Below are 19,029 nucleotides of genomic sequence, written 5' to 3'. Positions count from 1 at the left end.
CTATTCTGCCCGTCATGCGTGCCGCCCTGTTCGTCACCTGCGTCAACGACGCGCTGTACCCGCGCACCGGCATCGCCGTCGTCCGCCTCCTGGAGCGCCTCGGCGTCGAGGTGGACTTCCCGGCGGCCCAGAGCTGCTGCGGACAGCCGCAGTACAACACCGGCTACCGGCGCGAGAGCGAGCCGCTGCTGCGCCGCACCGCCGAGGCCTTCGCGGGCTACGACCACGTCGTCACCCCCTCCGGCTCCTGCGCCGCGATGATCCGCGAGCAGTACCCGCGCATCGGCCGGAAGGCGGCCGAGGAGGGGCGCGGGAGCACACTCGCGGCACTGGCGGACGACCTCGTACCGCGGGTGCGCGAGCTGACCGAGTTCCTGGTGGACGTACTCGGCGTGACCGACGTCGGCGCGTACTTCCCGCACACCGTCACCTACCACCCCTCCTGCCACGGCCTGCGCTCCCTCGGGCTGGGCGACCGCCCGCGCCGGCTGCTGGCCGCGGTGAAGGGCCTGGAACTGATCGAGCTGCCCGGAGCCGAGGAATGCTGCGGATTCGGCGGCACCTTCGCCCTGAAGAACCCGGACGTGTCCGCCGCCATGGGCGCCGACAAGATCCGCAGCGCCCGGGCCACCGGCGCCGAGGTGCTGTGCGGCGCCGACAACTCCTGCCTCGCCCACCTCGAAGGCACCCTGCGCCACGCCGGCGAGCCACTGCGCACCCTGCACCTCGCCGAGATCCTGGCCGCCACCGAGGAGGAACCGCCGCGATGACCGGTACCGACCTCGGCATGCCCGCCTTCCCGCCCTTCCCCGAAGCGGCCCGCGAAGCCGTGGGGAACGAGGTGCTGCGCGCCAACCTGCGCCACGCCACCCACACCATCCGCGACAAACGCGCCCGCGCCGTCGCCGAACTCGACGACTGGGACCGGCTGCGCGCCGCCGGGAAGGCCGTCAAGGACCACACGCTCCGCCACCTCGACCGGTACCTCCTGGAGCTGGAGGCCGCCGTCACGGCGGCGGGCGGCACCGTGCACTGGGCGGTCGATGCCGAGGAGGCCAACCGGATCGTCACCGGCCTCGTCCTCGCCACCGGCGAACGCGAGGTGGTCAAGGTCAAGTCCATGGCCACCCAGGAGATCGGCCTCAACGAGGCCCTGGAAGCGGCCGGGATCGCCGCCTACGAGACCGACCTCGCCGAACTGATCGTCCAGCTCGGCCACGACCGCCCCTCCCACATCCTCGTCCCCGCCATCCACCGCAACCGCGGCGAGATCCGGGACCTCTTCCGCACCGAGATGGGCCGCTGGGGCCGCCCGGCCCCCGAGGACCTCGGCGACGACCCGCGCGAACTCGCCGAGGCCGCCCGTCTGCACCTGCGCGAGAAGTTCCTGCGCGCCAGGGTCGGCGTCTCCGGCGCCAACTTCATGGTCGCCGAGACCGGCACCATGGTCGTCCTGGAATCCGAGGGCAACGGCCGGATGTGCCTGACCCTGCCCGAGACCCTGATCTCGGTCGTCGGCATCGAGAAGGTGGTGCCGACCTTCCGCGACCTGGAGATCTTCCTCCAGACCCTGCCGCGCTCCTCCACCGCCGAGCGGATGAACCCGTACACGACCATGTGGACCGGGCTGGGACCGTCGAAAGGGGCCGACGGCGACGGCCCCACCGCCTTCCACCTCGTCCTCCTCGACAACGGCCGCACCGACACCCTCGCCGACCCGACCGGACGCCAGGCCCTGCGCTGCATCCGCTGCTCCGCCTGCCTCAACGTCTGCCCCGTCTACGAACGCGCCGGAGGCCACGCCTACGGCTCCGTCTACCCCGGCCCCATCGGCGCCGTCCTCAGCCCCCAACTGCGCGGCACCGCCGCCCCGATCGACGCCACCCTGCCCTACGCCTCCACCCTCTGCGGGGCCTGCTACGAGGTCTGCCCCGTCGCCATCGACATCCCCGAGATCCTCGTCCACCTGCGCGAACGGGTGGTCCAGGGCGGCCCCGTGACCCGTGAGGGCGTCCGCGTCCGCATCCGGCCCGCCCACGGCCACACCGCCGAACGGGCCGCGATGCGCGCCGCCCGCCTCCTCCTCGACCGCCCCGGCGCCCTGCGCGCGGGCGAACGGCTGCTCTCCCGGGCCCGGCGGCTGCGACCGCGCCGCCTGCCCGGACCCGGCCGGGCCTGGACCGACACCCGCGCACTGCCCGACGTACCGGCGGAGTCCTTCCGCGACTGGTGGGCCCGAGAACGGAAGTCCCCGCAGAAGTGAGCAGCAAGGACCGCATCCTCTCCCGCATCCGCCGCGCCGCCTCCGGCCCCGACCCCGAGGTCCCCCGCGACTACCTCCGGGTCCACGGCTCCCGCACCCCGGCCGAGCGCGTCGACCTGCTCGCCGCGCACCTCACCGAGTACCGCGCGACGGTCCACCGCACCGACGAGGACGGACTGCCGATGCTGCTTGCGTGGCTGCTGTCCCGGCACGAGAGCGTCCTCGTCCCGCCCGGCCTGCCCCCGTACTGGCTCTCCGCCGCCGACCCGACCCGGATCCACGACCGGGCCGCCTCCACCCCGGCCGGGCTGGACCGCGTCGGCGGCGTGATCACCGGCTGCGCCCTGGCCGTCGCCGAGACCGGCACGATCGTCCTCGACGGCGGGCCCGACCAGGGGCGCCGGCGCATCACCCTGATCCCGGACCACCACGTCTGCGTGGTGCGCGTCCCCGGCCAGGTGGTGGACTCCGTCCCGCAGGCACTGGAACGGCTGGACCCGACCCGCCCCCTGACCTGGATCTCCGGCCCCTCCGCCACCAGTGACATCGAACTCGACCGGGTGGAGGGCGTCCACGGTCCCCGTGTCCTGGACGTGGTCCTCCTCGACGCACAATGACGGCATGCCATCCCACATCGCCCTCACCGCCCTCGTGGTCAGCGACTACGACGAGGCCGTCGACTTCTACACCCGCGCCCTCGGCTTCGACCTCGTCGAGGACACCGCCCGCCCCGACGGCTCCCGCTGGGTCGTGGTCCGCCCGCCCGGCGCCACCGAGTCGGCCCTGCTGCTCGCCCGCGCCAAGGACGACGCCCAGCGCGCCCGCGTCGGCGACCAGACCGGCGGCCGCGTCGGCTTCTTCCTCTACACCGCCGACTTCGCCGCCGACCACGCCCGGATGACCGCCGAGGGCGTCCGCTTCCTGGAGGAGCCCCGCCACGAGGCGTACGGTTCCGTCGCCGTCTTCGAGGACCTCTACGGCAACCGCTGGGACCTGCTACAGCCCGCCGCCGCGTAGCCTCGGGGCCTCCACGGCGGCGTCGACCACGGCGCCGCCCTCCACCCGGCGGGCCAGCTCCCCGGCCCACCGGGCCAGCCCCGGCAGATCCATCCCGTACGCCTCCCGCACGCCGGCCAGCTGCGCCGCACCGCGCCGCAGCAGCCGGGCCCCGCCCACCGCGTTCCCCCGCGCGGCGTGCGTCAGCCCCACCGCCAGCTGCGCCATCCCCCGCCACAGCGGGGCATCGCCCCCGGGCCCCGACTTCCAGGCGTCCTCGAACACCTCGTGCGCGTGGAAGGGCATCCCGGCGTCCAGCAGCCGCTGCGCTTCCTCCACGGTCCCGGCCGGCGTACGCACCACCCCCTCGGGCTGCCGCTCCACGCCCTCGGCCCCGTACGGCAGCGGCCGCCCCAGCCCGTCGCGCGGCCGCGCACTGCGCGCCCGCCCCTCACCATCACGATCCCGTCCGTTCACCGGGCCATCCTCCCGCGCGCCGATCACCCGTGCACGCGCACCCCTCAACGTGCGGTAATGTTCTGCATGTGCCCGCCGCGAGGGGGAAAACCCCAGGTGGGCGGCACAACGGGACGTGGCGCAGCTTGGTAGCGCACTTGACTGGGGGTCAAGGGGTCGCAGGTTCAAATCCTGTCGTCCCGACTTTGCTTCATGCAGGTCGGAGGCCGTTCTCTCACACATGAGAGGACGGCCTTTTCCGTGCCCGGAATGCTGGTGGTCGCAATGTGGTCGCACGCCCGCTTCGGGGTTTCTCCGTGGCGGAGCAGAAGCCGGTCGGGGCGGGGGAGCGGAGCAGGTTGAGGGCTTCGCGGAGGCGTTGGATGTGGTCGCGTGGTGGTCGCAGCCGTTCCAGCCAGGCCCGTCGGTCGTTTCGGTGCTGGGCCCTCGTGAGGGTGTGGTCGATGGTGTCGACTGCTTCGCGGGCTGCTTGTTGGGTGAGGTGGCTGTAGATGTTGGCGGTGGTCGAGAGTGTGGAGTGCCGCAGGGTCTTGGAGACGACGGTGAGGGGGACGCCGGCGGTGATGGTGATCGTGGCGGCCAGGTGTCGCAGGTCGTGAACGGTCACCCGCGGTGCGCCGGCTTCTTGGGACAGTTGCCGGAGCCGGTCGAGGACGGTGTGGGGTCGCAGCGGCCGACCGTCGGGTCTGCAGAAGACGAGTCCGGCGAACGGGTCGCTTGGGTCGCTGTGGGCGTGCCCCCTTGACCGGGCCCGGTGTTGGAGGGCGATGGCGACGCGGGGCGAGATAGCGACCCAGTTCTTGCTGGTGCGCGTCTTGGGGCTGGTGATGACGAGTTGGTTGTTGTCGATCGCGGAGAGCGTGCACCGTACGTAGAGGACGCGTTCTCTTAGGTGGACGTCGTCCCAGTGCAGTCCCAGGGCTTCACCTTTGCGCATGCCGGTGCCGATGAGGAACTCGAACAGGTCGGCCATGTCCGGATCGGCCTGGTGGCAGTGCTCAAGGAAGCGGACGGCCTCGCCCGCGGTCCAGATCTGCCGCTCGGGCGACGGCGGCCGGTGCATGGCCGGGGGACTGGCGGGGTTGTGGGCGAGGCGATGCTGGCGGACCGCGTCACCGAGAGCACTGGAGAGGGTGGCCAGGCAGCGGTAGAGGGTGGTCTTGCCGCGGCCTGCGGCGAGCTCGCCGGTGACGAAGGCCGCGATGTGACGGTGTCCGAGCTCGTCCAGCTTGAGGGTGCCGAAGGCGGGCGTGAGGTCGTTGTGGACGTAGTCCCGGTATCGCGCCATGGTGGTCGGCTTGAGCACGAGGGCCTTGGCGGCGAGCCAGGCGGTCAGGTAGTCGTCGACGCTCTGGTTCGGGTCGGCGTTGAATCCGCCGGCCTCGCCCTCCAGGAATCGGCGGAGTGCGGTCTCGGCTGCGTCGTGGTTGTCGAAGCCGCCCCTGCGCACGGTCGTCCGGTGGCGGCGTGGGGTCGGGACATCGACTGCAAAGGTCCACGTCCCGTGGTCACCGTCAGTGAGTAGGTGGGGGCAGTGTGCTCCGAGCTGGTGATGCAGTGTGTCCCGGCAGCCACATCGGCGGTAGATGCGGCCGCGGTCGGCGGTGGTGCGCATGGGGATCGCCTCCAGGAGGCGGAGGAAGGGCCGACACCTCCAGTCTCGTGCGACCACATGCGACCACCACGATCCTCACACCGGCCGTGACCTGTGGGTTTCCCTTGTCCGGGCGCCAAGGGTGCAGCTTCCGCCGCGTCGCACTGGCTCGAGGGTGCCGTCAGGAAGACCTGGGTCGCGTGAGTAGTCCGCGACTGGCATTCGAGACCGGCGCACCGCGGGTGATGATCCCATCGGCCGGTTTACGTCACCGATCGCCGTATGCCGGCCGAACAGAAGGCACCCGCCAGGTTTGGGCATCCGACGAGTTGCCGATGGCCTGGTCCCCGTGAGGTGCCGAAGCGGCGCCTTCAATTTCGTCCGTTGAGGCCGCTTCGGTTCCGTGTGGGGGCGCTGTTCACCCGACGGTTGTGAACCCGGTCTGCGGCAGGTGGTGGCGGGGGTGGCCGGGGGACGACGGGCGCCTTGCTGGCCACCAGTGCCACGGCCAGGCCGTCACGACCGCTCCGCAGGCATGCACGGCTCTATGCGGCGGCTTCAATTTGCTTCTTCTTACGGTCGCGGGCAAACCGAACAAAGCTGATGAACAGGAATTTAACCCCGATCGAGGGAACGATGATTCCGGCGATGATCCACGTTGTTCCCCACCACCCCCGATCACCGTCAGGGTCCATGATAGGGATCCACAGGAAGTTGCTCACAATCAGCGTAAGCCACTGGCCGGTTTCTCTCGGTACCCGGCCCGCCCTAAACTCAAAGAAAATTGTCAAGGCCATGAGGGCGATGAAGGAATAGAGGCTGAGTGCCCATGGGATGGGGTATACATCGGAGGACCCCTCAACGAAGCGGATTTGGCGGGGCCACTCCCAAATCATGATCAGGGCTAAGATTTGCAAGGGGATGGAGCGCAGCCAGTCTTTCGCGATGGCGCGAATTCGATCCTCGTAGCGGAGGGCGAAGTCGGCAAAGCCTTCATATAGGGGTTCGGTGCCGTTTCGGGGTCGAGTCCTTGCCTGGCTCGTACGGCTTCAGCAAATGCTTCCTCCTCGCTCTCGGATCGGATGCGCATGCGCGCGTCGCCAGCGTAGGTGGAGATCTTCAGGAAAAAGTCGTGCATCGATTCAGTGTGCAGCCGTGCGGAATTCGGCACCTGCACCCAGCTGGGACTCTCCTCGGTAAGCCGTAACTGCTCGGTTAGGTTGACCCAGAACAACTCCTTCTTCTTCATGTCGTATACGACGCCCACGATTGGAATGCGGCTCTGTCGCCAATCCTTGAAATGATCTTCGACTGGGATCGCGTACCCGTTGGCGCGCTTGTATTTCTTTCCGCTCTTGACCTGGATGGCGATCCAGTAGCCTGTTCGCTTGCCGCCGCGAGTGAAATTGATGATCATGTCTTCGCTGTGATCATTCCCGCCGTCGATCTCCTGGACGATATGATCATGTTCCTCAAGGAGTGTGCGCAGGGCGTTAACGCCAGCCCTTTCAATCCTTCGGCTCGAACGAACAGTTGACACCGTCCCCCCTCGAAATAGGCAACCGTCAGGATACTGGCCGTCGCCGACAACGACAGCTGGATCGGGTGATGCGCCGACAGCTGGCATGGGAGGGGAATCCTTCTGGATGCCAGCCGGGCGGTGGAGTCGGGTAGCGGCTTCGGCTGACCCCTCCGCGTACCTGTCAGCTCTCCGAACCCGCCAGCACTGCCCGTGGCGCCATGGGGTGCGCGATCTCCGCTGTGATCATGCTCCCATGGCGTCGATCCTGGTTCGGGGTCGGCCGGCGCCGGTCGACGGGGTTGGTGATGTGGCTGCCCAGTCCGAATTTTGGTCCGTGCTGGCCGGGTGGGAAGGATCGAGAAGCTGTGGGAGCTATCGGCAGCGGGGAGGGTGCCCTGGCCTGTGCTACCGGCTACGGGCGGTGGTCGTCGCAGAGCCATCCGGCGGGATAGAAGCGCGCGGGCCCCCGCATGGCCGTACCCCTGCCCCGCACTTGCCCCGGTAGGCGATCGGGAGGGCCCCCGTCACCGAAGGCATTGTGCTCGGGAGGGACTCTGGCGAGCGGGGTGCCGGGATGTAGGGGAGCGGCGCGATCTCGTGGTCTGGCGTGGCCGGCGGCCGGACCCGGCACGTGGGGTCGCCGTACTCCATGGGGCGCCGGACCTGCCGTTGCTTCGGCATGACGGCGGGCGGTTCGCCCGATGTCGCGTCGAGGTACGCAGTGTGATCGGCAGTGGGGGTCCAGAACTCGAACGCCGTCCGCTTCACCTTGACGATCGCTCGTACGTAAAGCCCGGAGGCGGCATCTCGGATGAATTCGTCGAAGGGGCGTTCTGCAGGTCGCGTGGTGGGATGCCAGCCTCCGCATTTCCCTGTCCGCTTCTTTGGGCACGGCCCCGGGAACCGCTCGTCGCACTTGGTGAGCTCGATGCGTCGGATACCACCTCGGAAGGGGATGGGGGAGTCTCGCTTCATGATCAGTTCCAGGGGAACCCGGTCGGTACGCAGCCACGGAACCGTCGTGTCCCGCGCCATGTCCTGGCTGTCCGTCTGCCATGTGTCCAGCACGCCAGCACGCCAGCACGCCAGCACGCCAGCACGCCAGCACGCCAGCACGCCAGCACGCCAGCCCGTCGGGCCGCCACGTCCGGTGCTTGAATCTCACGCGGGTTGCGCGGGGACAGTTGTGACTCGAACCCGAGGAGTATCGGACGGCTCCGGCAAGCGGAAGGTGGAGCTTCCACGCGATCTTGTAGGGGAGCGCCACGGCGCTGGTCAGCGTGACCGTGGGCAGGATGCCGCCAGCATCCAGGCCAAGCAGGAAGTCGAGCGAGTCGAGCTCGGTACCGACCTCCTCCCAGACCAGGGACCACAGCTCTCTGCCCACGCCTGCTAGATCGGACGGCGTGCGTCGGTGTGTGGGACCTCACCTCCAAAGCGACCGTGTGGAAGGCGCTGCTGGGTGACCGCTACGGTGCCGCGGACCTGCCGCCCTACGCGGCCCCTGCCCGCGCCACGGACCTCTCCGGACTGCCCCCGGCCCACATCGAGGTCGGGTCGGCCGAGATGTTCCGGGACGAGGACGAGGACGAGGACGAGGACGTGGCGTACGCGAACGCGATCTGGCAGGCCGGTGGCCACGCCTGACTGCACGTATGGCCAGGTGTCTACCACGGCTGGGACGGCATGGCACCGCGGGCGAACCTCAGCCGGGACGCCCGCGACGCCCGTACCCGCTGGCTCCGGCGCCTCCTGGCCGTCACAGGGCGGTAGGTGGAGGAGGTGTCTGGGCGCGGAGCCGACCGGTGAGGGAGTCGCCCAGGGTGAAGGCGGCCGGGCCGCTGTCGAGGGTGCCGAGCCGGGCGGCGAGATCGGCGGAATGGAGGCGGACGGCTGCTTCCAGAAGCTGGGCGTAGACGTCGACCGCCGTGCGGATGCGGTACCGGACGGTCAGCGCGAGGGCGGCGGCGAGCGGGGCGGTCGGCCACCACCAGATGGCCAGCGGGGCGTACAGGAGGGCCCAGCCCCCGAGCGTGGAGGCGCGGGTGAGGGCCTGTTCCGCCGCTGTGATCTCGGCGCGGGTCGTATCGGGCAGGATGAGCCACAGGTAGGGCCACAGGGTGGGCAGGTCCAGGTGGTGATCGCGCTCCAGGCGTACGCCGACGGCGTGGACGCGGTCGCCGCTCCAGGTGGGCCTGTCGGGAGCCTCCGGGGCGATCCTGTGCATAGCGTGGTACGCGGCCGTGCGCGGCCCGGCGTCGGCCCGGCGCCGTTCGAGGGCCAGGGCCCGGGCATCGGCGTCGAGTTGCTGCCGGTACGCGTGCGCGGCGGCACTCCAGCGGGTGTGGCGGCGGTTGACGCATGCCCGCGCCCACTGCCGCAGAGGGCGCGGCCAGGTGCGCCAGCCGGAGGCGAGCACCGTGCGCAGGACCAGCGATCCCAGCCCTTGGGCGGCCAGACCGGTCGCCGCCGCGAGGGCGAGTACCGCGGCGAGCAGGACGACTTGACCGCCGACACCGCTCACGGCGGGTGCCTGGGCCCATTCGCCGATCCGGCCGACGAGACGGCGGTGGTCCAGCGCGTGGGCCTGGCCGAGGGTGCGGGCGGCGGTGGCGGTGCACAGGAAGAGTGCACCCGGCAGGACCAGCAGGGTCAGCCAGCGCTCGGCGAGCTTCTGTCCGAGGGTGGTGAGGAATCCGGTCACCACTACAGCCGCTCTCTGCGCAGGGCCTGATCGCCGATCCGGCAGCGTGGCGCCTCATCGGGACCGTCGCCGGCGTCCGGCCAGGAATAGCGCGAGCATTGCCCCGTCGGGCACAGCAACACCCATGCGTCGGGGGCCGGCCGAGCGGTCCCGATCGGGTCCAGCCCCCTGGCCCTGCCGCGGACCCCCGCGGCGTCGCCCGCCGCCAACAGGGCCTCGTGCAGCGCGTCGAGCCGCGCGGAGGGATCAGTTCCGGCACGCAGTGCGGCCGCCAGGCTCTCCAACGGCGCCGCGCCCTCGGCTGCGTGCGTCTCCAAGTCCGTACGGATGCGGTCCAGCTGTTCGCATACGTAGGCGACTTCGTCGCGCCGCCGCGTGTCGCGGTCGGTGTTTCCCTCGATCACCACATGCCCCCGTTCACAGCTCCGCGTTCGGTGTAGCTGTGCGACCATTGTCCCCGAACTGAGACTGATCGAAATGAAATTGACGGATCTTCAGCCATGGGAGGGGTGCATGGGGGAGCGGGAAGACCTGCTGGCCGCGATCCGGAGCAGAGTGGCTCACGCGACCTCCACGGGAGAAGGGACCGCGGTCCTGGATCCGGCCGCGCTCACCGAATCGCGCTCCCTGCTCGAAGTCTGCTACCCGGGCGGAGCAGCTGGCGAAGGCGACCTGGAGGCCGAGTACGCACTCGGCTGGTTGCACCACTACCGAGCCCACTTCGGCAGTCACCCGGGCGTGCGCGAAGCCGAGCGAGATTTCGCGCTCCTCTGCCTCACGCCGTGCTTCGTCGCGGGCCGGGCCCCTCTCCCGGAGCCCCTCCTCACGTCCCTCGCCGAGCGGGCGATCCCCGCCTCCCTGAAGGTGCTGAGCAACGCGCTGGCCACCGGCGATCCGGCGGTCCAGGAGGAAGGGCTGGGCCTAGCCGAGCGCATCGTGCGGGCCCTCCCCGAGGGCCACCGCGCTCGGCCCGCCCTGCTGTCCAACCTGGGCGTGGCTCTGCTGATGCGTTTCACCCACACGCTGGCCATCGCGGATCTGGACAGATCCGTGGAGTCGGGCCGCGCCGCCGTCCGAGCGGTTCTCGACCAGGACCCCGAACGGCCGATGTACATGACCAACCTCGGCCTCTCCCTGAGGATGCGCTTCGAACGCTCCGGGGCGCAGGCGGACTTGGACGAGGCCGTGGAAGTGTTCCGTGCCGCCGTCCGGGCCACTCCCGACGGCGCTCGCGAGCGCGTGAACCGCTTGTACCAGCTGGCTCTTGCCCTAGGCGGCAGGTTCGAGCGCACGGCGGCGCTCGGCGATCTGGAGGAGGAGGCGGAACTGCTCCGCACCGTCATCCGGACGGCCCCCGCCGACGATCCCGTCCGGGCCAAGTACAGGTCCGTCCTCGGGGGTGTCCTGCAACTCCGCTTCGCGCGCACGGGGTCCATGGAGGATCTCGACGAGGCGGTGCTGCAGGCCCGGGCCGCCGTTCGGGCCGCCCCTGCCGACTTAGGCGATCGTGCTCAGGGATTGTCCGGCCTCGGCTTCATCCTGTTCGCGCGGTTCGAACACACCGGGGCACCGGAGGATCTGGACGAATCGGTGGAGTCGGCCCGGGCAGCCGTCCGCATCGCGCCCGAGCACTACCCGGCAGTCGATCGGGCCCTGCTTCGCTACGGACTCGGCGCCGCCCTGCTCCGGCGGTTCGCCGGCATGCAAGCACCGGAGGATCTGGACGAGGCCGTGGAGACGCTCCGCAGCGCCCTCCGCGACACCCCCGACGACTATCCGCTCCGCGCCACGTACCAGGTCATGCTCGGCGACGCCCTGCGCAGACGCTCCGAGCGCGACGGCGCGGCACAGTCGGACACGGAGGAGCAACTGTTCCTGTGGAGGAAGACGGTTGAAGAGAGGACGGCCCCGCCCCGCGTACGGGTCCTGACGGCGCGGGAAGCGGCGAGCCGGATCGCCCCCTCGGAACCGGCCCTGGCCGCAGATCTCCTGGAACAGGCGGTGCTCATGCTGCCCGAGTTGGCGCCGCGCCGCTTGCACCGCGGTGACCAGCAGTACGTTCTCGGCAGCCTCTCCGCCGGTCTCGCCGCCGAAGCGGCCTCCCTGGCCCTGAACGATCCCACCGTCGACGCGCGCGAACGTCCCGCGCGGGCACTGCGCTTGGCGGAGGCCGGACGTGCCGTCCTCCTGTCCCAGGCCCTGGAGACCCGAAGCGACCTCACCGATCTGCAGGAGGAACACCCCGGCCTCGCCGCGCGCTTCTGCGAGCTGCGTGACCTCTTGGACCAGGACCAGGCCGCAACGGCCGCCCCCGGCGCCGCCGACCGGACCGCGATGACGGGACGAGAACGTCACCACCTGGCGCGCGAACTGGACGAGGTCCTCGGGTACATCCGGGGCCGCGAGGGGTTCTCCACTTTCGGCCTGCCGCCCAGGCTCGACGACCTCCTGGCCGAAGCGGCGCACGGTCCGGTGGTCACGTTCAACATCAGCCGCTACCGCAGCGACGCGCTCCTCCTCACACGCGACAGCGTCACCTCCTGCCCGTTGCCCCGGCTCACCGTGCAGGCCCTCATCACCCAGGTGAATACCTTCTACGAAGCGCTGAGCGAGACGACGGCGCCCGACGGCAACAGGATCTCTGCCCAGCAGTCGCTGTGCCAGGTCCTGGAATGGTTGTGGGAGGCCGCGGTCGAACCGGTCCTCTCCGCCCTGGGCGACGCTCTCCTGCCCTCGGCCGACCCGGGCAAGGAGGGGGAAGGGGAGTACCTGCCACGCCTGTGGTGGGCTCCCGGCGGCATCCTCGGGCTGTTGCCCCTACACGCCGCGGGCTTCCACACCGCCCCCGGACAGGGCCCGCACCGCCGTACGGTCCTGGACCGCGTGATCTCCTCCTACACACCCACCGTCCGAGCCCTGCGCTACGCCAGGCGCCCCCGCCCCCGGACCGACGACGGCCTCCGGTCCCTGATCGTCGCCATGCCGACCACCCCCGATCTCGGGCGGCTGCCGTACGTTCCGGAGGAAGCCCGTCTGCTCCAGTCGCTCCTGCCCGGCCCGGTCCTGCTCACCGCACCCGAAAACACCCTGGACGAAACGGCCCCCGGCCCGCCGAGCGGTGGCGTTCCCACCCTGGCCGCCGTCCTCGACCGCCTACCCGAGTGCGCCATCGCCCACTTCGCCTGCCATGGTGCCAGCGACCGTACTGACCCGTCCCTGAGCCGTCTCTTCCTGCACGACCACGCCACTACCCCCCTGACCGTCGCCGCCCTCGCCCGGGTCAACCTCGGCCGCGCACGGCTGGCCTACCTCTCCGCCTGCAGTACCGCCGCCCCCGGCAGGGCCGACCTGCTCGACGAAGCCATCGACCTCGCCAGCGCCTTCCAGCTCGCCGGCTTCCCCCACGTCGTCGGCACGCTGTGGCCCATCGACGACCGCCTGGCCGTCACGGTCGCAGAGTCCTTCTACACGCACCTGACGACCGGTCCGCCCGGGACGCTCGACCCCGACCGGTCCGCGGCCGCCCTGCACCACGCCGTCCGGGGGGTACGCGACCGCTACCCGAGAACCCCCTCCCTGTGGGCCGCCCACCTCCACACCGGCGCGTGACGCGGCAGCGCCCTCAGCCCGTCGTCCGGTACGGGCGGAAGAAGTCACGCGCACGACGTTCGCCGTGCGCGTGAGCCACGCCCGCGGCGGACGGACGAAGTCAACGGCGAAAAGCGAGAATCCGGACGGCACTTCGACCCGGCCAGGTGGCGCCCCTTTGGGGACCAGTTGGGGACCAGCGCCCATGTTGATGGGCGCACAGCATGTACGGATGTGCACGCAGTGCGCCCTCAGATTGAGGCATATGTCATGAATTTCCCCCCGACCTACTGGGGGTCAAGGGGTCGCAGGTTCAAATCCTGTCGTCCCGACCATGCGGAAACGCAGGTCGGAGGCCGTTCTCTCAAACTTGAGAGGACGGCCTTTCGTGCGTCCGGGGCCATGGTGGTCGCAGTGTGGTCGCACGTCCAGCCTGCGGCCGGGAGGCCGTGGCGCTGAAGGCCAGCGGCACAGGGGAGCGGAGCCGGCGGACGAGCCGTTGGATGTGGTCGCGTGGTGGTCGCAGTGACGCCGGGCGGCTCGTCCCGAGCCCGGCCTTCTCAGCTCCGGTGAGGGCGCGGTCGATGGTGTCCACGGCTTCGCGGGCGGCCTGGCGGGTGAGGTGGCTGTAGATGTTGGCGCTGGTCGACAGGGTGGAGTGCCGCAGCGTCTTGGAGACCACGGTCAGCGGCACGCCGGCGCTGATGGTGATGGTGGCCGCCAGGTGTCGCAGGTCGTGGACGGTGACCCGTGGGACGCCGGCCTCTTCGGACAGCTGATGGAGCCGGTCCAGGACGTGGTGGGGGCCGAGTGGTCGTCCGTCGGGGCGGCAGAAGACCAGGCCGGTGAACGGATCGTCAGGATCTCCCCGCATACGGGTGGTTGTCGTCGCTTGGTGTCGGAGTGCGGTCGCGACACGGGGTGAAATGGCGACCCAGGCGCGGCTGGAGCGGGTCTTCGGGGCGGTGATGACGAGGTGGTTGTTGTCGATCGCTGAGAGGGTGCAGCGTACGTACAGGATGCCTTCGGTGAGCTCGGGCGGCCCCGCAGGAGAAGTGGCTAGCTGCCGAATCGGCCGGCGGCGGGCACGACGGGAATCGGGATCTCGAAGCGGACCGTCCCGTAGGTGATGACAATCGCCTCCGACATCGAGGTGCCGGCGCGGTGCGGCCGCGCCCTCGCCGACCCGATCCGCTGCCGCATCCTGCTCGCCCTGTGCCAGGCTCCGGCCCATCCCGCCGAGCTGGCCGACGCGCGGGGCATCTCCCGGACCCGGCTGTCGAACCACCTGGCCTGCCTGCGCGACTGCGGTCTTGTCGTCACGGTCCCGGTCGGCCGCCGCACCCGCTACGGACTCGCCGACGAGCGCCTCGGCCACGCCCTGGACGACTTGCGCACCGCCGTGGTCGCCGTCGAGGCCGACCGTGCGTGAGTGGACGCCGAGGAGAAGGGTTGCTGTTGAGATGGCTGCGGAGATATCCATCGGCCCGGCCCCGGCCCGCCGTGACGCCCTCGCGAAGCGGATACGGCTGCTGGTCGCGGCCACCATCACCTGCAACGTTGTCGAGGCGATCGTCGCCATCACCGCTGGGGCTATCGCCCCCTCCACTGCGCTGATCGGTTTCGGCCTGGACTCGGTCATCGAGGTCTCCTCGGCCGCCGCGGTCGCCTGGCAGTTCTCCGGCCGCGACCACGCTGTCCGCGAGGCACGGGAGAAGACCATCCTACGGATCACCGCCTTCTCGTTCTTCGCGCTCGCCACGTACGTCGCCGTCGACGCCGTCCTGCCGCTCTCTGGCACCGGAGAGGCCGAGCGGACCATCCCCGGCATCGTGCTCGCCGCTCTGTCCCTGGCCGTGATGCCGTTTCTGTCGGCCGCCCAGCGCGAGGCCGGGCACGAACTCGGCTCCGCCTCGGCGGTTGCCGACTCGGACGCTTCCAGGGGGCGACCACAGGCGACCACTGCGCTCCCGAGGCCGCCGCGACCAGTGCCTTTCCCTTGTTGGCGCTCGGTGAGCGGCTTGGAACCGCCGGGCTGGGTGCCGGGGAGCGTGCGCCCACTCCACCCGCGCCGCTGCCCTGCGCAGGGGTTCACGATGTCCGGTCGTAGGCGCCGGCTGAGGATGGCGGCTTCGGATCGCAGCGGCCGGAGTCCGGAGCCCGGGGCGCAGCAGGCCAGGTGCGTTCGGTCCCGAGGCCGTCGACGATCACCGTCTCCGGTCGTCTCGCCGGTACAGCGGCCAGGTCCGGCTCCGCCTACCCCGCGCAAGCGGTACTCGCCGCGGGCCGGCGGCACCAGCTCAAGGCCTCGGGCCGTCGCCTCGGTCTACGGACGGCCGTGGCGCTCGACGGGCTGCCCGGGCGGTGAGGCTGCGGAGCGGGTGCCCTGTCTTCGCCGCACATGCTTCAGGTTGCGGGTGTGGCCGTCGTCTGTTCGTCGGTCAGGCGGGCCCGCCAGTCGCTGACGTAATCGTCGGGCATGGACGCCAGGCGGGCGATTTCCCCGTCGCTGCGCCCATCGGACCAGGCAAGGATCCGTGTCACGGTGCGGTTCCGTGCCGCGCGGAAGTCCTTGAGCATGTTCTCGAGGCGTTCGGCTTCCTCGGCTTCGCGGACGAGCTGCTGGTCGACGGCGGAGCGTTCCTCGGCGCGCAACCGGCGCAGATGGGCGTCCAGGCCCGTCAGGACCAGACCCTCCTGGTGCGCGGAGTTCTGGAACCCTTCGGCCAAAGCCGCCAGCACGCAGTCGGGGACGTCGGCGAGGGTGGCCCCGGGGGGCTTGGCCGCCTCCCAGGTGCCCCGACCCGCCTCTGTCGTCTCCAGCCAGACGCGGGCGTCTGTCGGAACACGGTCGCCGCACGCCTGCGCGCGGTAGGCGTACAGGGCGGCACGGTGGCCGTAGAAAGTGAAACCGTCCTCGATCTGCCGGTCGGCGGCGCGGCACATCCGCCCCGGTACACCGCCATAGCCGCTCTCGGGACTGTAGTCGGCGTAGGCATCGAGTTCCGCGTCCGCGGCCAGGCCCCAGGAGGGATCGCACAGACCGGGGTTCATGGCGAGGAACGCGCCGACCTCGACACGCCAGGCAGGGATCGGTGTCGTGCGCAGCCTGGGCCAGCGGAGATCGCCGGAGGGATCGAAGGTGTGGGTCGCGGCCTGCTCGATGTCGTCCCAGGCGGTGGCGGCCTCGGCCGACCACTCCAGTTCGTCGCCCGGTCCGATGCGGTGGATGGAGTCCACGAGCCGCTGCACGGCGGGGAGTATGCGCAGGGCGAGCGCGTGCAGTTCCTCAGCGGTGAAGAAGCGCCAGGAGCAGCCGCGCTGTTCGTCATGGGCCAGGTGGCCGAGCAGCTGCACCATTATTCCGGAGGCCGGGACGGCCCCGTCGCCGAGTGCCCTGCGGGGGAGGCCGGGGAGCTGGCTGCCGAGGTCTTCGGACGGGGCCCGCCAGTCGATGTCGCCGAACCATACGGCGCCGTCGCGTGCGTCCACTGCCAGCCACTGGTGGTAGCCCGCACCCGGGCCGTAGCGCTGCTCCTGCTGCTCGGCGTGCTCGTCGTGCCATACGTACTCGCCCGGAGGCGGGTCCAGCTCCACGGCCATGAAGCCGTCCTCGGGGCGGTAGCCGGTGAGGACGCGGGCCGTTCGCGGCGCACTGTCGGCGGCGGTCATGAGGGGTTTCCTCTCGCTGGAACGTCAACCGCCGCAAACGTAGGGCTCCCGTCACACAATAGTTTAACTTTCAGCCACCGCGTCCGGTAGTCGGACAAGCCGGGAGACCTGGCGTCACCACCCGGTCTACGCGCGTGCGGCCGCCGTCAACTTGGCGCATTTCACGTGGGTTCACGCTCCGTTCGCCTCCGGTAGCCGCCCGCCGCAGCCTCATGCGAGCGCGGCCAGCGCTTGCGCGGCGAGCATCTGCTCCAGGTCCAGGACGGCGCGCGGGGCGTGCCGGGTGTCGATGCGGACGGCGTAGATGAAGCGCGTCAACTGCGGCTCGGCCAGGGAGCGGGCCACGACCTGGGTGTTGGCGCGGGGTAGGGCGAGTTGCGGCATGACGGCCACGCACAGGCCTGCGGCCACGAAGCCGAGCACGGTGTTGAAGTCGTCCCCCTCGTATTGCAGGCGGGCCTGGAAGCCAGGCGTCTTGGCCATCTGGGACAGCAGTTCCAGGCGCAGTGCGGCCTCCGGAGCCGCGATCCAGGTCTCGGACGCGAGGCTGGCCAGGTCGATGACCTCCCTGTCGGCCAGGCGGTGGTGTGCCGGGACCACGGCCACCACCGGATCCCGTGCGACCAGCGTCCGGCGCAGCATCCGGGGCGGCGGGACGGGGATGAAGTCGTAGTCGTAGCTGAGGGCCAGGTCCATGTCCCCCCGCTTGAGCCGGTTGTAGCAGGCCTCGGGTTCCAGTTGGCTGAGGCTGACCTGCACGTGGGGGTAGGCCGCGTGGAGTTGGGCCAGCGCTTGCGGAACGATGCTGGTGGCGGCCGAGGCGAAGGCGCCGAGGCGGATCCGTCCGGCCGTACCCGCGCGCATGGCGTCGAGTTCCACCGATGCCGTCGCCAACGCGTTGCGGACGCCCTGCTCGGCGTCGAGAAGGACTTCGCCGGCCGGTGTGGCGCGCACGGGCCGGCGCTCCAGCACTCTCAGGCCCGCGCGGCGTTCGAGTTCGGCGATCTGCTGGGAGACCGCGGGCGCGCTGTAGCCGAGCTCGCGTGCGGCGGCGTTGAAGGAGCCGTGCCGCACGACGGCTTCGAGGGTGGCGAGCAGGCGGGGGTCGAGTCCTTGCACGGAGTTAAGGCTCACTTATCTGTCGCGAAGATGTGTTTTCTTGTGATTGCGGATGAACGCCAGCAGGATTCTTGCTCGCGGCAAGAAAAACGCAAGCCCGCGCTCCCGGATCGTGACCGCCCCTCCACCTTGTCGCCGGGGCGCCCTCCGCCAGTGCCCCGTCCGCCCCGTCCGCCTTTTCTGCCGCAGCCCGCCGTGGCCGGGGACGTCCGGCGGGGCGGGTGTGCACCCGGCCATCGACGATCACCCCTCACGCCCTGAAAGGAAGTGGTATGCCCCAGCCGCCACTCATCGGACTCACCACCTACCTGGCCGACGCCCGGTGGGGCGAGTGGGACCTGCCCGCCGCAGTGTTGCCTGCGGCCTACGCCGGCTGTCTCCAGGCCGCGGGCGGCCGGGCCGTCCTGCTGCCGCCGGACGCCCCGTCGGCAGCGGCCGATGTGGTCGCACGTCTGGACGCGATCGTCCTGACGGGAGGCGAGGACGTGGATCCCGCCCTGTACGGCGCCCGGCCCCACCCGCGCACGGGGCCGCCGGTCCGCGAGCGCGACCGGTGGGAGCAGGCTGTACTGGCCGCTGGTCTCGCCCGCGACATTCCCGTGCTCGGAGTGTGCCGGGGTATGCAGCTGATGAACGTACACGCCGGAGGCACCCTCATCCAGCACCTGCCCGACAGGGTGGGCCATCACGGCCACAACCCCTACCGGGGCCACTTCTGTGCCCACACCGTCACCACCGCGCCGGGGACCCGGATCGGCGCCCTCCTGCCGGGGACCCGCGAGGTCGCCACGCACCATCATCAGGCCGTGGATCGCCTTGGCTCCGGGTTCATCGTGGCAGCCCGTGCGGCGGACGGCACCGTCGAGGCGATCGAGAGCACCCGGCACCGCTTCGCCGTGGGCGTCCAGTGGCATCCGGAGATGGGTGTCGACACGCCGGTGGTGCACGCCCTGGTGGATGCCGCCGGTTTCGCCGCAGACACCGATCGGGCGGCTTCGGTGGCAGGACGGAAAGTGCGCACGGTACGAAACTCGCCGGGCCGGACTTTCCCGACACAGGTGTCTTGACACCCTCCGGCGCACCCATCAGGATCA

17 protein-coding genes, 1 tRNA gene and 1 pseudogene are annotated in these 19,029 nt (G+C 70.6%); 10 read left to right on the top strand and 9 right to left on the bottom strand.

Annotated features, from left to right (window positions below; all coding sequences use genetic code 11):
* The first annotated feature begins 14 nt into the window (after positions 1–14).
* Genes OG295_RS04560 through OG295_RS04545 form a run of 4 tightly spaced genes read left to right on the top strand, consistent with a single transcriptional unit; the run spans position 15 to position 3,280 of the window.
* Positions 15–770 carry a (Fe-S)-binding protein gene (locus tag OG295_RS04560; RefSeq protein WP_371675667.1) on the top strand — a complete coding sequence of 252 codons (756 nt, stop codon included), beginning with the start codon at positions 15–17 and terminating at the stop codon, positions 768–770.
* Positions 767–2,263 carry a lactate utilization protein B gene (locus OG295_RS04555; RefSeq protein WP_371675666.1) on the top strand — a complete coding sequence of 499 codons (1,497 nt, stop codon included), beginning with the start codon at positions 767–769 and terminating at the stop codon, positions 2,261–2,263. Before OG295_RS04560 ends, OG295_RS04555 begins: the two co-directional genes overlap by 4 nt.
* Positions 2,260–2,880, top strand: a complete 621-nt coding sequence (locus OG295_RS04550; RefSeq protein ID WP_371675665.1) for a lactate utilization protein C — start codon at positions 2,260–2,262, stop codon at positions 2,878–2,880. Before OG295_RS04555 ends, OG295_RS04550 begins: the two co-directional genes overlap by 4 nt.
* Before the next feature lie 4 nt (positions 2,881–2,884).
* Positions 2,885–3,280, top strand: a complete 396-nt coding sequence (locus tag OG295_RS04545) for a VOC family protein (RefSeq protein WP_371675664.1) — start codon at positions 2,885–2,887, stop codon at positions 3,278–3,280.
* Here the strand turns inward: OG295_RS04545 and OG295_RS04540 are convergent.
* Complete coding sequence (locus OG295_RS04540; protein WP_371675663.1) at positions 3,260–3,736, bottom strand: DUF309 domain-containing protein; 477 nt, start codon at positions 3,734–3,736, stop codon at positions 3,260–3,262. The genes OG295_RS04545 and OG295_RS04540 overlap by 21 nt on opposite strands.
* Positions 3,737–3,845: 109 nt before the next feature.
* Between OG295_RS04540 and OG295_RS04535 the strand changes: the two genes are divergently transcribed.
* Positions 3,846–3,919 (top strand) — tRNA-Pro (locus tag OG295_RS04535).
* A 31-nt stretch (positions 3,920–3,950) separates the two neighbouring features.
* Here the strand turns inward: OG295_RS04535 and xerC are convergent.
* The 3 genes from xerC to OG295_RS04520 form a co-directional block, all read right to left on the bottom strand.
* Positions 3,951–5,186, bottom strand: coding sequence for a tyrosine recombinase XerC (xerC, locus tag OG295_RS04530; RefSeq protein ID WP_371675662.1), 1,236 nt, complete (start codon positions 5,184–5,186; stop codon positions 3,951–3,953).
* Between the two features lie 689 nt (positions 5,187–5,875).
* A complete protein-coding gene (locus OG295_RS04525) occupies positions 5,876–6,052 on the bottom strand; it encodes a hypothetical protein (RefSeq protein WP_371675661.1) in 177 nt (58 codons plus the stop codon).
* 182 nt (positions 6,053–6,234) lie between these two features.
* A complete protein-coding gene (locus OG295_RS04520; protein ID WP_371675660.1) occupies positions 6,235–6,957 on the bottom strand; it encodes a DUF4365 domain-containing protein in 723 nt (240 codons plus the stop codon).
* Positions 6,958–8,268: 1,311 nt separating this feature from the next.
* On the opposite strand from OG295_RS04520, the gene OG295_RS04515 reads away from it, so the two are divergent.
* Positions 8,269–8,499, top strand: a complete 231-nt coding sequence (locus OG295_RS04515) for a hypothetical protein (protein ID WP_371675659.1) — start codon at positions 8,269–8,271, stop codon at positions 8,497–8,499.
* 112 nt (positions 8,500–8,611) lie between these two features.
* Here OG295_RS04515 and OG295_RS04510 read toward each other — a convergent pair whose 3' ends face one another.
* Both OG295_RS04510 and OG295_RS04505 read right to left on the bottom strand, forming a co-directional pair.
* On the bottom strand, positions 8,612–9,556 hold the full coding sequence (locus tag OG295_RS04510) for a hypothetical protein (RefSeq protein ID WP_371675658.1): 945 nt from the start codon (positions 9,554–9,556) through the stop codon (positions 8,612–8,614).
* 2 nt (positions 9,557–9,558) lie between these two features.
* Positions 9,559–9,960, bottom strand: a complete 402-nt coding sequence (locus OG295_RS04505; protein WP_371675657.1) for a hypothetical protein — start codon at positions 9,958–9,960, stop codon at positions 9,559–9,561.
* A gap of 109 nt (positions 9,961–10,069) precedes the next feature.
* Between OG295_RS04505 and OG295_RS04500 the strand changes: the two genes are divergently transcribed.
* Entirely contained in the window at positions 10,070–13,165 is a 3,096-nt protein-coding gene (locus tag OG295_RS04500) for a CHAT domain-containing protein (RefSeq protein WP_371675656.1), read from the top strand.
* Positions 13,166–13,508: 343 nt separating this feature from the next.
* Here the strand turns inward: OG295_RS04500 and OG295_RS04495 are convergent, their stop codons facing one another.
* Complete coding sequence (locus tag OG295_RS04495; RefSeq protein ID WP_371675655.1) at positions 13,509–14,378, bottom strand: tyrosine-type recombinase/integrase; 870 nt, start codon at positions 14,376–14,378, stop codon at positions 13,509–13,511.
* Between OG295_RS04495 and OG295_RS04490 the strand changes: the two genes are divergently transcribed.
* Together OG295_RS04490 and OG295_RS04485 are read left to right on the top strand one after the other, a co-directional pair.
* Positions 14,271–14,576 carry an ArsR/SmtB family transcription factor gene (locus OG295_RS04490; protein ID WP_371675654.1) on the top strand — a complete coding sequence of 102 codons (306 nt, stop codon included), beginning with the start codon at positions 14,271–14,273 and terminating at the stop codon, positions 14,574–14,576. The two genes, OG295_RS04495 and OG295_RS04490, sit on opposite strands and share 108 nt — an antisense overlap.
* A gap of 31 nt (positions 14,577–14,607) precedes the next feature.
* A pseudogene (locus OG295_RS04485) lies at positions 14,608–15,075 on the top strand (cation transporter); the annotation flags it as partial.
* A gap of 475 nt (positions 15,076–15,550) precedes the next feature.
* Here OG295_RS04485 and OG295_RS04480 read toward each other — a convergent pair.
* Both OG295_RS04480 and OG295_RS04475 read right to left on the bottom strand, forming a co-directional pair.
* Positions 15,551–16,816 carry a hypothetical protein gene (locus OG295_RS04480; RefSeq protein WP_371675653.1) on the bottom strand — a complete coding sequence of 422 codons (1,266 nt, stop codon included), beginning with the start codon at positions 16,814–16,816 and terminating at the stop codon, positions 15,551–15,553.
* Between the two features lie 210 nt (positions 16,817–17,026).
* Entirely contained in the window at positions 17,027–17,935 is a 909-nt protein-coding gene (locus OG295_RS04475) for a LysR family transcriptional regulator (protein ID WP_371675652.1), read from the bottom strand.
* A gap of 272 nt (positions 17,936–18,207) precedes the next feature.
* On the opposite strand from OG295_RS04475, the gene OG295_RS04470 reads away from it, so the two are divergent.
* Complete coding sequence (locus OG295_RS04470; RefSeq protein ID WP_371675651.1) at positions 18,208–19,002, top strand: gamma-glutamyl-gamma-aminobutyrate hydrolase family protein; 795 nt, start codon at positions 18,208–18,210, stop codon at positions 19,000–19,002.
* Positions 19,003–19,029: the final 27 nt, after the last annotated feature.

Source organism: Streptomyces sp. NBC_01276 (assembly GCF_041435355.1).
Classification (GTDB): Bacteria; Actinomycetota; Actinomycetes; order Streptomycetales; family Streptomycetaceae; genus Streptomyces.
The sequence above is the reverse complement of the archived record's forward strand: the minus strand, read 5'-3'. Positions and strand labels throughout refer to the sequence as shown.

Excerpts from the sequence above, each read along its gene's own strand:
- OG295_RS04520 (WP_371675660.1), bottom strand. The coding sequence starts at position 6,957 with ATGCCAGCTGTCGGCGCATCACCCGATCCAGCTGTCGTTGTCGGCGAC.
- OG295_RS04500 (WP_371675656.1), top strand. The coding sequence starts at position 10,070 with ATGGGGGAGCGGGAAGACCTGCTGGCCGCGATCCGGAGCAGAGTGGCT.
- OG295_RS04560 (WP_371675667.1), top strand. The coding sequence starts at position 15 with ATGCGTGCCGCCCTGTTCGTCACCTGCGTCAACGACGCGCTGTACCCG.
- OG295_RS04470 (WP_371675651.1), top strand. The coding sequence starts at position 18,208 with ATGCCCCAGCCGCCACTCATCGGACTCACCACCTACCTGGCCGACGCC.
- OG295_RS04480 (WP_371675653.1), bottom strand. The coding sequence starts at position 16,816 with ATGACCGCCGCCGACAGTGCGCCGCGAACGGCCCGCGTCCTCACCGGC.
- OG295_RS04555 (WP_371675666.1), top strand. The coding sequence starts at position 767 with ATGACCGGTACCGACCTCGGCATGCCCGCCTTCCCGCCCTTCCCCGAA.
- OG295_RS04545 (WP_371675664.1), top strand. The coding sequence starts at position 2,885 with ATGCCATCCCACATCGCCCTCACCGCCCTCGTGGTCAGCGACTACGAC.
- OG295_RS04495 (WP_371675655.1), bottom strand. The coding sequence starts at position 14,378 with ATGGGCCGGAGCCTGGCACAGGGCGAGCAGGATGCGGCAGCGGATCGG.